Here is a 12,763-nt window from a genome sequence, read left to right on the forward strand (position 1 = left end):
GATTTACTTGATTTCTTATACTTATTTTTGGAACGATTTTAGATTTGAATATGAAAAAGTAAATGATGAAAATCTTATATATTTTATTTTTGGCTTCAGGTATGTTATTACATGCGCAGGAACCCGAACTGTCTGAGTTCACTCCAAAAGAAACTAAAAAATTCATAATTATAGATCAAGACACTAGCATTGTAGACGAAGTGAAACTTGATGAGGTGATAATCATGCCACGTCTGAAGTTTAAAAATAGAGATGATTTTAGAGATTATCTTATTTTGAAGCGTAAAACCAAAAAAGTCTGGCCTTATGCTGTTTTAGCGGCTAACCGCTTGGAAACTTTAAATGAACGTTTGGATAAAATAGAATCTAATCGAAAGCGAAGAAAATACACAAAACTTATTCAGCGCTATATCGAGGATGAATTCACAGAGGAATTAAAAAAACTAACAAAAACTGAAGGCCAAATATTAGTGAAATTGATGTATAGGCAAACAGGAGTTACAACTTTCGATATGGTTAAAGATTTGCGTTCTGGCTGGCGAGCTTTTTGGTATAATACAACAGCCAGTATGTTTAATATATCTCTTAAAGAAAAATATGATCCAGCTAATGTGAAAGAAGATTTTTATATCGAAGATATATTAAGGCGTGAATTTCAAGAGGGCAGACTAGAAAATCAAGATCCTAAAATCGATATTAACCTAATTAAATTAATGGAGCAGTGGCAGGAAAGAAAAAACTTAAAGTCTCCAAGTCACCTTAGGATGAGTGGTAAATAGTAAAGACTTTTTAGTTTTCAATGCTGATTCAACCCAAAGTCTGCATAAGCATCCATGCCGTGTTCATTAATATCTAGACCTTCAATTTCATAATTTGCTTTTACTCTTAAACCAATTGTCATTTTAATTGGCAATAAAATTATGACAGCACTTAGAGAACAAAATACCCCGATAAAAGCCAATGAAGCCAGTTGAATACAAAATTGTTCGATACTTGCCATATTACCAAAAATCCCAACGACGAGCGTACCCCAAATCCCACAGAATAAATGAACAGGAATGGCACCAACAGGATCATCTATTTTTAAATTATCAAGTATTTTAACTGCTACAACAACAATTAACCCAGAGAGAACGCCAATAATCATCGCTTCTGTAGGCGACATTAAATCTGCTCCTGCTGTAATGCCAACTAATCCGCCTAAAATACCGTTCATAAACATAGTGATGTCAAAATTCTTAAAAATTACTGCACTGCTAATACAAGCTCCAATTCCGCCTGCCGCTGCAGCTAAACTTGTTGTAACCAAAACCAGTGATGTTTGCGCTGGATTTCCTGAAAGTACAGAACCACCATTGAACCCAAACCAACCAAACCATAATAAAAAAACACCCATTGCAGCTAAAGGAATATTATGACCAGGAATTGCAAAGGACTTTTTATTCTTAAATTTTCCAATTCTAGGTCCTAAAAAAATTACCGCTACTAATGCTGCCCAACCGCCGACAGAATGAACAAGTGTTGAACCAGCAAAATCATAAAAACCAAAATCGCTCAAAAAACCACCTCCCCAAAGCCAAGAGCCAGAAATAGGATAAATTAAACCAACATAAAAAATTGAAAAAATAATGAATGCACTTATTTTTATGCGTTCCGCAACTGCTCCAGAAACTATAGTGGCCGCTGTTGCAGCAAACATTCCTTGAAAAAGAAAATCTGTCCAAAATGTATAACTCGAGTTAGCATAATCACTTGTTAAACCGTTTTCTGGCAGATTAAGACCAAGATTGTTCAAACCTAAATATCCATTAAATTCTCCTGGATACATCAAATTAAAACCTATGATGTAATATAAAATCAAACCAGAGCAAATAATAAATACATTCTTGAATAGAATATTAATTGAATTTTTTTGTCGTGTCAAGCCTATTTCTAAAAGTGAAAACCCTAAATGCATGATGAAAACCAAAGCAATGCAAAGCATCATCCAAATATTGTTGGCCGTAAAAATTGCGTCTTCCATAATCAGTTTATTGCTTTTTGACCTGTTTCTCCTGTTCTTATCCGAATGACTTCATCTATAGTAGAAATAAAAATCTTACCGTCACCGACTTTATCAGTTTTGGCGTGTTCTCGCAAAACTGCTATCGTTTTGTCTGCAAAATCATCCGAAACGACAATTACCAGATAGCGTCTTTGAATGTCTGAAGTGCTGTATGTAATTCCTCGGTAGACGTGTCCTTGAGTTTCATTTCCAACACCTGTAACATCCCAGTAACTGAAAAAATTGACTTCTATATTGTGAAGAGCAGACTTAACTTCATCAAACTTAGACTTTCGAATAATAGCTTCGATTTTCTTCATGTTGCTGTATTTAATTCTTTAAACTAGGGGTTAAATGTAAATAAAACTTATTTTAATGCAAATCAACCCTATGTTTTATAGGGTTGATTTTGAAAATATATTAAATTTATAGCTTGAGGAATTGTTCAGAATGATGAAGTAAAATTCTGGATTTCGAAATTTAATCGAATTTTGGATCGAATTTTTGAGGTCTTTTCAAAAACAGAAACTTATTTAGAACCTTTTTAAATTTATGAAATTTTGACATTATAATCTTTCAATGCAATCTTAGATTGGTTTTTGTCAAATTCAAAATTGTCAAAAGCCTGGTCATGTTTAGCTCTGAATTCCATACGCTTAATGTTTTTGATAAAACGACGATGATCGTTTTCATTTTTTAAAATTAAACCTGGAACTTGGGTAGATTGACCAGAATCATCCTTGGCAACCATTGTGAAATATGAAGAATTGCAATGCTTCTTTTTTCCGGTTTGAATGTTTTCAGCTTCAACGCGAACACCAACTACCATCGAGGTTTTACCTACGTAATTTACAGTTGATTTTAAAGTCAGTAATTCGCCAACTTCAACAGGATTCAAAAAATCTACCCGGTCAACACTTGCTGTAACACAATAATTTTCCGAATGTTTTGATGCGCAGGCAAAAGCAATTTGATCTAATAATGATAAAATAAATCCGCCGTGAATTTTTCCACCAAAATTGGAATGGGAGGGAAGCATGAGTTGCGAAATTACTACTTGTGACTCTGAACTATGTTTGTATTTATTATTCATAATTTTATTTTTTAGAGTTATCCAACCATTTGTTTTCAATGGTTTTTTTAGAAGTTACACCCATCAATTTCAGGGCTTCAATATCCTTTACCAAATTCTGTTGACCAGTCAATTTTTTCATCGCTTTTTCGTAAGTTGATTTGGTAGAATCGATGCGATTGCCAACGTCTTCCATTCCCTCGATGAGATTAACAAATTTATCATACAAATCACCTGCATGTTGGGCTATTTGCTTTGCATTTTGTTGTTGCTTTTCATTGCTCCAAATCATATCTACTGTGCGTAAAGTAGACAATAGTGTCGTAGGACTCACCATTAAAATATTATCCTGAAATGCGGAATAGAAAAAAGAAGGATTTTCACTTTGAGCTAAGAATAATGCCGGTTCTACAGGAATAAACATTAAAATAAAATCTGGTGTATCGTCGCCACCTAAATTTTCATATTTCTTATTTTTCAAATTTTTCAAATGATTCTCCATCGACTTGATGTGTTGTTTGAGGAAAATAATTTTTTCATCTTCAGACTCAGTGTTGACATACCTTTCGTAAGCCGTTAAACTCACTTTGGCGTCGATAATCATTTTTTTGTTATTTGGTAAATTGATCACTGCATCTGGAAATTGTATCTTACCATTATCGTCTTTGAAACTTTTTTGCATTTCATATTCACGACCCTTTACCAAACCTGATTTTTCTAAAACTTTTTCTAAAATCAATTCACCCCAATTGCCTTGTGTTTTGCTTTCGCCTTTCAAAGCTTTTGTGAGATTGTTTGCTTCTTCAGAAATCTTAATATTCTGCTCGTTCAGAAATTTAAGTTTTTCGCCCAATTCGGTGTGACTTTTCAGAAAACCGATATTAGACTTTTCAATTTTTTCTTCAAATGTTGAAATTTTTTCTTTGAGCGGACTTAAAATCTGAGCTATATTTTTTTGGTTTTCAGCAGTAAATTTTTCAGATTTTTGTTCCAAAATTTTCTGTGCTAAATTTTCAAATTCAGTGGTAAATTTCTTTTGAAGTGAAAGCATTTCAGTTTTTTGTGAACTTAGCTTTTCTTCTGAATTTTGCAAATCTCGATTCCTTCCTGAAAGTTCAATTTTAATATCATTACGTTCATTTTCAGTAGTTTTCAGCTCATCTCTTAATCTTTCAATAATTTGTTTGAATTCAGTTTTGGCTGCATCTTCACGTTCAATTTCCCGATTAAAGTTTTCATTCTTATCTATCAATTGATTTTGAAGATTTTTAATATTGGATCGACTAGAAAATTTTCCAATAAAAAAGCCTATAACGACGGCTATAAGTATGGCTGAGCCAAAAAATAAATATTCCATATGTTAACTTATTTCGTCTATAAAGATAGAAATCTTATACTCTGGAAATAAAAATTATTGCTGAATTTCTAATTTTTGAACTCTGGACAAATCCAATAAATTAATAGGATTGATTCCCAAACCTTCCACATTCTTCTGTCTAAAACGCACAACTTCGTCATAATATAAAGGAATAATTGGCGCTTCATTTATAATGATAGAATCCATTTCAGCATATTTTTGTTGACGCACAGAATCACTGACTGTTTTCATCGCAGATATATAAAGCGAATCGTAAGTTTTATTTTGAAAATGCGTATAATTTGGACCGTTTGGGGAAAAATTATCGCTGTAAAACAAAGACAAATAATTGATGGCATCTGGATAATCGGCAATCCAACTCGCTCTGAAATTATCTAATTGCCCTGCAGATCGTTTTTGGCGAATAGTAGAAGGCGGCATGACATCTAATTCTACAGAAACGCCGATTCTTTCTATTTCTTTTTGAATGAATTCTACCAAATCTATATACGATGGATTTGTGCTTATCGTCAATTTTGGGTTTTGAATTCCAGTTTCAGTTTTGAATTCTTCTAGTAAACTTTTGGCTTTTTGTGGATTATATTCAAAATCGTTTAGATTTGAAAATCCAGGTAAACCTTTGGGAATAAATCCATTATTTGCAGGAATTCCCACATTATTCCGCAAATATCTAATCATTTTTTCTCGGTCGAAAGCATAATTTATCGCTCTTCTAAAAGCTTTAGATTGAATTTCTCTGGAATCGCTATCCATATAAAAACCCAGATATTCTGTATTCAAATATGGGCTTTTTTGCATACGGATGCGATCTTCAAACTTCGGATTTAGTTCGCCTTCGGTGGTGATCAATTCGTCTTTATAAGAAGGATCCAAACCACTAAGAAAGTCGATTTTACCTTGCACAAAAGCTAAAAACTCACTTTGTTTGTCTGGTAAAAATGTAATGGCAATGGCTTCCAAATAAGGTAGTTTTCTACCATTATCGTCGGTTTCAAAATATAAATCGTTTTTCCTCAAAACCAATTTCTCGCCAATTTCCCAGCGCTTAAAATAGAACGGACCTGAACCAATGGCATCAGTTTGAAAATTTAGGTTTTGCATTTCTGTAGGAATTACAGAACAGAATTTTGTAGACAGCAAACCCAAAAATGCAGGGAAAGCTTGTTTCAATTGAATTTGAACTGTAGAGTCTGAAGTGGCTTCAATATGTTTTAGGTTTTTCATCACCCAACTTCCTGGCGAGGCAACCTCAGGATCGGTGAGGCGTTCTAGACTGAACACAACATCTTTGGCATTCACTTGTCGTGTGGAATCTTGACCAAAAACCTTGTGTTTGTGGAAAAAAACATTTGGTCTTAGGGTAAAATTATAGGTCAAACCATCGTCAGAAATGTTCCATCTTTTAGCTAAATCTGCTTCGATTTGTAAAGAATCGTTCAATTTTACCAAAGTATTGTAGATCTGATGCACCGGCCAAATATTGCGCTGGTCTTTGGCAAAAGCAGGATCTAAAGACGTGATGTTGGCGTGCTCGTTGTATCGAAATACTTTTAAATCCCGAGATTCGGCGTCATTTTGGCGACAAGACCAAAAACTAAAAAGTAAAAGTATTACAACTGAAACTGGTATGTAAAATGGTTTTTTTTTCAATTTTAGTAAACAAATTTTAGTTGGTATCTTTGCAAAGATTATGCGAATATAGAAGAATCCAAGCGATTTCGATTCATTTTTGCATGGACAAAATTTGTAATGATGACAGATAAAAATGTAGCGTTTTATACTTTAGGATGCAAGCTGAATTTCTCTGAAACTTCAACTATAGCGAGAAATTTTGAAGATGAAGGTTATAATCGTGTGGAGTTCAATGAACATGCAGATGTGGTTGTAATCAACACATGCAGTGTGACAGAAAATGCGGACAAACGCTTTAAAACCATCGTGAAACAAGCCCAAAAAACCAATCCTGATGCTTTTATCATCGGCATTGGTTGTTATGCACAACTCAAACCAGAAGATTTAGCTGATGTAGACGGCGTAGATTTAGTTTTGGGCGCTACAGAAAAATTCAAAGTGACCGATTATATTGGCGATTTGACTAAAAATGATTTTGGTGAAGTTCATTCTTGTGAAATCAACGAAGCCGATTTTTATGTCGGTTCGTATTCTATCGGTGATCGAACTCGTGCATTCTTGAAAGTTCAAGATGGTTGTGATTATAAATGTACGTATTGTACAATTCCGTTGGCGCGAGGGATTTCTCGTTCAGATACTTTGGACAATGTTCTGAAAAATGCTAAAGAAATTTCAGAACAAGGCATCAAAGAAATTGTCCTAACTGGCGTGAATATTGGCGATTATGGCAAAGGAGAATTTGGCAACAAGCGTCACGAACACACATTTTTAGACTTGGTCAAAGCATTAGATCAAATCGATGGGATAGAACGTCTTCGAATTTCATCTATAGAACCAAATCTGCTAAAAGATGAAACCATTGATTTTGTTTCAAATAGCGAAATGTTTGTCCCACATTTTCATATTCCACTGCAAAGCGGCAGCAACGAATTGTTGAAAAAAATGCGTCGTCGCTATATGAAGGAATTATATGAGGATCGTGTGCAGAATATTAAACAGAAAATGCCTGATGCGTGCATTGGCGTAGATGTTATTGTTGGTTTTCCTGGTGAAACTGAAGAACTGTTTTTAGAAACTTACAATTTCCTGAATGAACTGGATATTTCCTACTTGCATGTGTTTACGTTTTCCGAGCGAGACAACACGCCAGCGGCAGAAATGGATGATGTCGTCCCGATGAAAGTCAGGAAGAAACGCAGCAAAATGTTGCGTGGTTTGTCTGCCAAAAAGCGACGTGCTTTCTATGAAAGTCAATTGAATACAACGCATGAAGTTTTGTTTGAGGGCGAAAATAAATCTGGCTACATTCACGGCTTTACCGAGAATTACGTGAAAGTGAAAACCTTTTGGAATCCAGATTTAGTCAATACCAAACATAAAATTCTTTTGAAAGACATTGACGATGATGGTTTGGTTAGATTTGATTTTGAAAAAGTTCCCGCAGCTTTGGTTTAGTTGAAAGCATTTAGTTTTCGATAATTTTTGGATAAAATCAAAATGAAACGCTAAATCTATTCTTTTAAGTTGTCACGAGTTTTGTATTGCTTAATTTTAGATTCGAATAATTATTAACTAGATACAATTATGGCACATTTAAGATTAGGCGATACGGCTCCAGATTTTACTGCAGAAACAACCGAAGGAAAAATTGAATTTCATGATTGGTTAGGGGAGAAGTGGGGAATGATTTTTTCTCATCCTGCCGATTTTACGCCAGTTTGTACAACAGAGCTTGGTAGAACTGCACAATTGAAAAGTGAATTTGAAAAAAGAGATGTCAAAGTTATCGCCCTGAGTGTTGACCCAATTGAAGATCATCACGAATGGATCAAAGACATTAACGAAACACAAAATACAACAGTCAATTTTCCGATTATTGCCGATGGCGATCGTAAAGTGGCAGAATTGTATGATATGATTCATCCGAACACATCAGAAAAATCAACGGTTCGCTCAGTATTTATTATTAGTCCTGATAAAAAAATAAAGTTAACTTTAACCTATCCTCCATCAACTGGACGAAATTTTAATGAATTGCTACGAGTCATTGATAGTTTGCAGCTCACTGCAAATGAAAAATTGGCAACCCCAGCAGATTGGAAACAAGGCGATGATGCTATTATTTCACCATCGATCGGTGATGAGGAAGCTAAAAAACGTTTTCCAGATCATAAAACTGTAAAACCTTACCTAAGAACGACTTCTATTATAAAATAGTTTTTTAAAAGAACAATTATACAACAGTCTTGGTTTTAGTTATCAAGGCTGTTTTTTTTATCTTTTGGTGGAAGTTGCACATTTTCATAAAGCCGATTGTAAAAATGAATTTCATAATCTTCTTGAGATAGTCTTATGAATTCAATTATTCCAAAGTTATTTTCATCATAAATGTCTATAACGAGATTGTCATCTTTGCCCATCATAACACGTTTTCCATATTTTTTTTGAGTCCAAAATATTAATGGAATGCCGATAAATCGATGCTTTTTTTCCAAGTAGAAAGCGCCTTTTTTGTGTTTGCCTTTTATGATTTTATCAAAAGTTTCGTTTTCAAATTCGTAGCTCACACGCAAAGTTTCCTCATCTTGAAATTCGAATTCCAAATACTCTACAAATATCGGAATCTTCATGTTGAAAAATTCTTCTAAACTGAGGTAATTGGACTGACCAAAGTTTTGGTAAGGTTCTATGGCATAGTAACCATCCATAAATTCAAGTTGATCTTCATATAAAAATACAGCGTCTTGTGGAATAGACTTAGCGCCACATGATGATAGACAGATCGCTATTATAAAAAGTAAAGCAATTATTTTGAATCTGTATAAAATGTCTATTGGTTTGAAATTTTTCATAATCAAATATAATGACTTTAAAATAAAAAAGAAGTTTATTCTCTTACAGGTTTGTCATTTTTCCAGTCACCTTCAAAACTAATATTACCGTCAGGGTCGTAGAGCGTACCATAACCTTCACGGCGATTGTTTTCAAATTCACCTTCATAGCGCTCACCACTAGGCCAATAATAAATTCCGGCTCCAGATCTTATGTCATTTTCAAAATCACCTTCATATTTTTGTCCGTCCGCCCATTCAAAAGTGCCTTTACCGTGCCTTTTGTTATTTTTCCATTCACCGCGATAAATGCTGCCAGTTCGCCATATGCCGATCCCGCCACCGTTGGCTTTTCCGTTATGAACTTCACCTAAATAATGGACTTCATCACCATTTTCAGACTTGAAAGAAATGACCTGAATATCGTTTTTTCTAGCTAAAGATTGTTTTTTTTCTTCAATAACCTGAATCATACTATCGCTTTGTTTTTGAATAGAATCCATAGTATTTGAAACGATTTTCTGCAAACTATCTCTTTCTGTTTCAAACTTCTTTAATGATTTTTCTTGAGTTTGAATTTGAATTCGATATTGTTCTACTGAATTACTGTCGGTATTAAATTCATATTGAAGTTTTTGCAACGCAGAAATTCTATTTTGAATGTTTTCATTTTCAGAATTTCCTTCAATAGATTTTAAATCATAGATGGCTTTTTCCAAATCACGATCGTAAATCCAAGCAGCATCTGCTTTCAAAATTTTATTTAAAGACTCAATTTCAGATTCTTTTTGAGAAATATTGTCTTTCATTTTTTTCAAACCACTTGCAGAATTATTTCTGATCGTTAGCCATATTAATGATGGCACAATGGTGATTAATAAAAAGAGAGTCACAAAGAATAGGAGTCTGTATTTCTTAGTTTGTTTGTTTGACTTTTCACTCATATTATTTTTTTTAATCCATGAAATTTGTTTCTGGAATTTTATTTTCAAATTTCCTAAAATCGAATGAATAATAGACATTAAAATTGAAAATCCATCGGGTTGAATATCTAGCGCCGTCAAGATTAGATTGGCCTAGAGTGTACATCATGCTTAATGAATATTGCAATCTTGGATTGACAATATATCCGATTTTTGGTGTAAATCTTAAGTCTTCTATAGGGTTATCACGTACAGATTTTCCGCTTTGCATAATTAACTCCACATCTGGTGAAAAATATAATGCGCCAGGTTCCAATTTTTGACGATTTATAGGAATATACATATAATATTTATATCTATAGCGATTTCTATACCTGTAGTCTGAACCTTTTAAATTTGTCCGACTCCAGCGGTGCTCAATACGAAAGCGGTGAAAAACTTTAAAATAATCAAACGGCATGGAAAATAGGTATTCATGCCAGATTCTAGGTTCTAATACTATATTTTCATAATTATTATTGTCTGGTTGCGGTGTAAAATTCAATCTTAAAACACCGCCTGCAGTTGCACTAAAGCGTTTTGAAAAAAGATATTTTATTCCGTGTCGATTGTATATTTGCGCCATTCTTCCAAAATAATCAGTGCCATCATATTGTGTGGTTCTGATATGTGTTTGCGCATCCCAAAAAAGCTTTTCACCCAATCGAACTTTTCCATAACTATGAAACCAAGCATAAGTGCTGGGTTTTTTGAACCTACTTGGTTCGCCTTCAATTTCTTGTGAGATGACTTCTAAAGGCGTAAACCCTATAAATAATAGGATTAGAGTAATAAATAAAATACTTTTCATAAACTTATTCAGTATAGTTTACAGATAAAATCTCAAAGATAAGCATCGGATTTTTCTCTCTTTTCAGTGCCTTTTCAATCTGTTTTGTATCTTGTTCACGTAATTCAACCATGCGATTATAAAGATTATTGAAGTTTTTTATGTTTTTAGAAATACTTTCACAATCTATCTCATTATTGAACTTCTCGAGTAGGTGAGGAAGCAGAATTTCATCAAAAGATTCATAAATTCTTTCCTTCACAGTTTCTTTCATGTCAGTGTAAGTATATGGATTCCAGACTGTTCTTGTATATAAATCTTTGATTCTCTCAATTTTTGAAGGCAATTCTGCCTGCATTTTGTAAAGTGAAATAATCTCATCAAAACAATCAAGATAAAAATCAATTTTTCTTTTCTTCTCATCAATTTCTAGACTGGCATAGGCTTCAAATTGTTCTTTTGTGTATTTTATTATTTCAAAAGCAACGGCTTCGTGGTATTTATTGAATTTTTCATCGTTTTCATTTGCCTTATAAAATTTCAAAATCGAATCTTTTTTAGACACCAATTTATCCTCAATTTCGTTTAGTTTTGATTGTTTTTTAAGATCATCTAAAATAAAATCTGATGCTGAATCCAGTTCCGTCACTCTTTGCTTAATTGAACTGATAAAACTTGCAAAGACTGGTAATTCAAAACCTAAAGGATTGAATGCTGATGGTAGATTTGTTTCGATTATCAATGTTTCGTTTTGAAAATCAGTGCGTGATTTATTAGGAAATTCAATGGTTTTAAAAATACGATTGTCTAAACTTGATCGATCCAAATAAGGCAAGGCTTTACTCTGAGAAATGTCCACATTATGTTTCAAATCAACGAGGTTTTCACTGATAATTTTATAAATTTCATTAGTGGTTTTGAGCGTTTCGTATTGATGTAAACCAATTTCTACCAAACTTTCATCATTGAATTTTGAAATTTTATTTTGAATTTCTACAAAATCGGATTTGATACTTTTTATAGCTTTTTTCTCGTCGATAGAAAGTGGATATTTTCTCAAGCTTACGGTTAAATGGTCGACATCTATAGCTTTTTGACTGACCACATCCCAAAATGCGATGTCATTATGTTTATAGGAACTTAAAAATGTTTTTTTGATGAAATCTAGAGAAATTTGAGATAAATCATCCAAATGAACATCAAATTCATCTAGAGTGTAGGAACTGATATTGGCAATTTTCAAAACTTCGGTGTAAAGCTCATTAAAATCGTGATTGCTCCAGGTTTTTTCATTGGCATTTTTAGACATATCTAAACCTAAATAATCTACAAATATCTTTTCATTATTTACTGAAAAATAATGATTTGTCAAGACTCCATTTTCAAATTTTCTAACTTCTTTTATTTCAGTGTTATTAATATTATGAATTATAATCCAATCGCCATCTATCATTCCATTATTATCGAAAACCCCATCAACACTAATGTTTTTGGCAGTTGACGAGAAATTCTCTTTCAAGTTTTCGCGTCCAAAATCTATTTCTGCAGTCAAACTAGTATCGGTTGGTTTGGAATTATTGAAACAACGTCGAATGACTTTCCAGGTGTCTTTTTGTTCATGATCATCAAAAAAACCTTTTACCAAAAACTCTTCACCAGAAGTTGTGCTGACCAAATCAAAATCTTTTGCTCTAAGTTTGCCAACGGAATCTATTGCTTTGAAACTGAATACCCAGTCGCCTTGCATTTTATTCTTTTTATAACTCCCATTATAGGAAATACTTTCAAAGCTATTATTACCACTGGTTTCTACCAAATTAGAAAAACTAAATTCACCTTCAAAAATTGTATCTTTTTGCTTGATGAAATAATGATATTCAGCCAAACCTTCACCTACATTTTGTAAGTTGTATTTCCCTTTGTATATCTGAGTTTCTTGCGCATGAATATCTGTGCCTAACAAAATGAGGAAGAAAGTAAAGCACAAAAATATTTTTTGATTCATATAAAAATAGTAATGTTATATAAAATTCAAAATTATTGATTTATAAATA

The 12,763-nt window shown here is 33.2% G+C and carries 12 protein-coding genes; 3 read left to right on the top strand and 9 right to left on the bottom strand.

The genetic code is table 11. The features are described from left to right. Positions 1-62 precede the first annotated feature (62 nt). A complete protein-coding gene (locus EIG86_RS10450) occupies positions 63-779 on the top strand; it encodes a DUF4294 domain-containing protein (RefSeq protein ID WP_317129932.1) in 717 nt (238 codons plus the stop codon). A gap of 17 nt (positions 780-796) precedes the next feature. Here EIG86_RS10450 and EIG86_RS10455 read toward each other — a convergent pair whose 3' ends face one another. From EIG86_RS10455 to EIG86_RS10475, 5 genes are all read right to left on the bottom strand, one after another. Next, positions 797-2,023, bottom strand: coding sequence for an ammonium transporter (locus EIG86_RS10455; protein WP_127846124.1), 1,227 nt, complete (start codon positions 2,021-2,023; stop codon positions 797-799). A gap of 2 nt (positions 2,024-2,025) precedes the next feature. Continuing rightward, positions 2,026-2,364: a P-II family nitrogen regulator gene (locus EIG86_RS10460; RefSeq protein WP_127846125.1), complete on the bottom strand. Its 339-nt coding sequence runs from the start codon at positions 2,362-2,364 to the stop codon at positions 2,026-2,028. Positions 2,365-2,594: 230 nt separating this feature from the next. Further along, the gene (locus EIG86_RS10465; protein ID WP_127846126.1) at positions 2,595-3,137 is read right to left on the bottom strand and encodes an acyl-CoA thioesterase; all 543 of its coding nucleotides are present in this window, start codon (positions 3,135-3,137) and stop codon (positions 2,595-2,597) included. 4 nt (positions 3,138-3,141) lie between these two features. Beyond that, positions 3,142-4,473: a DNA recombination protein RmuC gene (gene rmuC / locus EIG86_RS10470; protein ID WP_127846127.1), complete on the bottom strand. Its 1,332-nt coding sequence runs from the start codon at positions 4,471-4,473 to the stop codon at positions 3,142-3,144. Between the two features lie 54 nt (positions 4,474-4,527). Further along, positions 4,528-6,144, bottom strand: a complete 1,617-nt coding sequence (locus EIG86_RS10475; RefSeq protein ID WP_240032207.1) for an ABC transporter substrate-binding protein — start codon at positions 6,142-6,144, stop codon at positions 4,528-4,530. A 102-nt stretch (positions 6,145-6,246) separates the two neighbouring features. On the opposite strand from EIG86_RS10475, the gene mtaB reads away from it, so the two are divergent. Further along, positions 6,247-7,581, top strand: a complete 1,335-nt coding sequence (gene mtaB / locus EIG86_RS10480) for a tRNA (N(6)-L-threonylcarbamoyladenosine(37)-C(2))-methylthiotransferase MtaB (RefSeq protein ID WP_127846128.1) — start codon at positions 6,247-6,249, stop codon at positions 7,579-7,581. A 129-nt stretch (positions 7,582-7,710) separates the two neighbouring features. Next, complete coding sequence (locus EIG86_RS10485; RefSeq protein ID WP_127846129.1) at positions 7,711-8,343, top strand: peroxiredoxin; 633 nt, start codon at positions 7,711-7,713, stop codon at positions 8,341-8,343. Between the two features lie 35 nt (positions 8,344-8,378). On the opposite strand, the gene EIG86_RS10490 is transcribed toward EIG86_RS10485, so the two are convergent. The 4 genes from EIG86_RS10490 to EIG86_RS10505 are packed head-to-tail and all read right to left on the bottom strand — an operon-like array spanning position 8,379 to position 12,714. Further along, positions 8,379-8,978, bottom strand: coding sequence for a hypothetical protein (locus EIG86_RS10490; RefSeq protein WP_127846130.1), 600 nt, complete (start codon positions 8,976-8,978; stop codon positions 8,379-8,381). Positions 8,979-9,013: 35 nt separating this feature from the next. Continuing rightward, complete coding sequence (locus EIG86_RS10495; protein ID WP_192901728.1) at positions 9,014-9,901, bottom strand: MORN repeat-containing protein; 888 nt, start codon at positions 9,899-9,901, stop codon at positions 9,014-9,016. A 10-nt stretch (positions 9,902-9,911) separates the two neighbouring features. Continuing rightward, positions 9,912-10,730 carry a DUF2490 domain-containing protein gene (locus tag EIG86_RS10500; RefSeq protein WP_127846132.1) on the bottom strand — a complete coding sequence of 273 codons (819 nt, stop codon included), beginning with the start codon at positions 10,728-10,730 and terminating at the stop codon, positions 9,912-9,914. 4 nt (positions 10,731-10,734) lie between these two features. Then, positions 10,735-12,714 carry a hypothetical protein gene (locus EIG86_RS10505; RefSeq protein WP_192901729.1) on the bottom strand — a complete coding sequence of 660 codons (1,980 nt, stop codon included), beginning with the start codon at positions 12,712-12,714 and terminating at the stop codon, positions 10,735-10,737. Positions 12,715-12,763: the final 49 nt, after the last annotated feature.

It is taken from the genome of Psychroflexus aestuariivivens (assembly GCF_004010055.1).
Taxonomy (GTDB): domain Bacteria; phylum Bacteroidota; class Bacteroidia; order Flavobacteriales; family Flavobacteriaceae; genus Psychroflexus; species Psychroflexus aestuariivivens.

Bases quoted from the DNA above. Each gene is read 5' to 3' on its own strand.
- EIG86_RS10450 (WP_317129932.1), top strand. From the start codon at position 63: ATGATGAAAATCTTATATATTTTATTTTTGGCTTCAGGTATGTTATTA.
- EIG86_RS10500 (WP_127846132.1), bottom strand. From the start codon at position 10,730: ATGAAAAGTATTTTATTTATTACTCTAATCCTATTATTTATAGGGTTT.
- EIG86_RS10505 (WP_192901729.1), bottom strand. From the start codon at position 12,714: ATGAATCAAAAAATATTTTTGTGCTTTACTTTCTTCCTCATTTTGTTA.
- EIG86_RS10455 (WP_127846124.1), bottom strand. From the start codon at position 2,023: ATGGAAGACGCAATTTTTACGGCCAACAATATTTGGATGATGCTTTGC.
- EIG86_RS10495 (WP_192901728.1), bottom strand. From the start codon at position 9,901: ATGAGTGAAAAGTCAAACAAACAAACTAAGAAATACAGACTCCTATTC.
- rmuC (WP_127846127.1), bottom strand. From the start codon at position 4,473: ATGGAATATTTATTTTTTGGCTCAGCCATACTTATAGCCGTCGTTATA.
- EIG86_RS10460 (WP_127846125.1), bottom strand. From the start codon at position 2,364: ATGAAGAAAATCGAAGCTATTATTCGAAAGTCTAAGTTTGATGAAGTT.
- EIG86_RS10485 (WP_127846129.1), top strand. From the start codon at position 7,711: ATGGCACATTTAAGATTAGGCGATACGGCTCCAGATTTTACTGCAGAA.
- EIG86_RS10465 (WP_127846126.1), bottom strand. From the start codon at position 3,137: ATGAATAATAAATACAAACATAGTTCAGAGTCACAAGTAGTAATTTCG.
- EIG86_RS10490 (WP_127846130.1), bottom strand. From the start codon at position 8,978: ATGAAAAATTTCAAACCAATAGACATTTTATACAGATTCAAAATAATT.
- mtaB (WP_127846128.1), top strand. From the start codon at position 6,247: ATGACAGATAAAAATGTAGCGTTTTATACTTTAGGATGCAAGCTGAAT.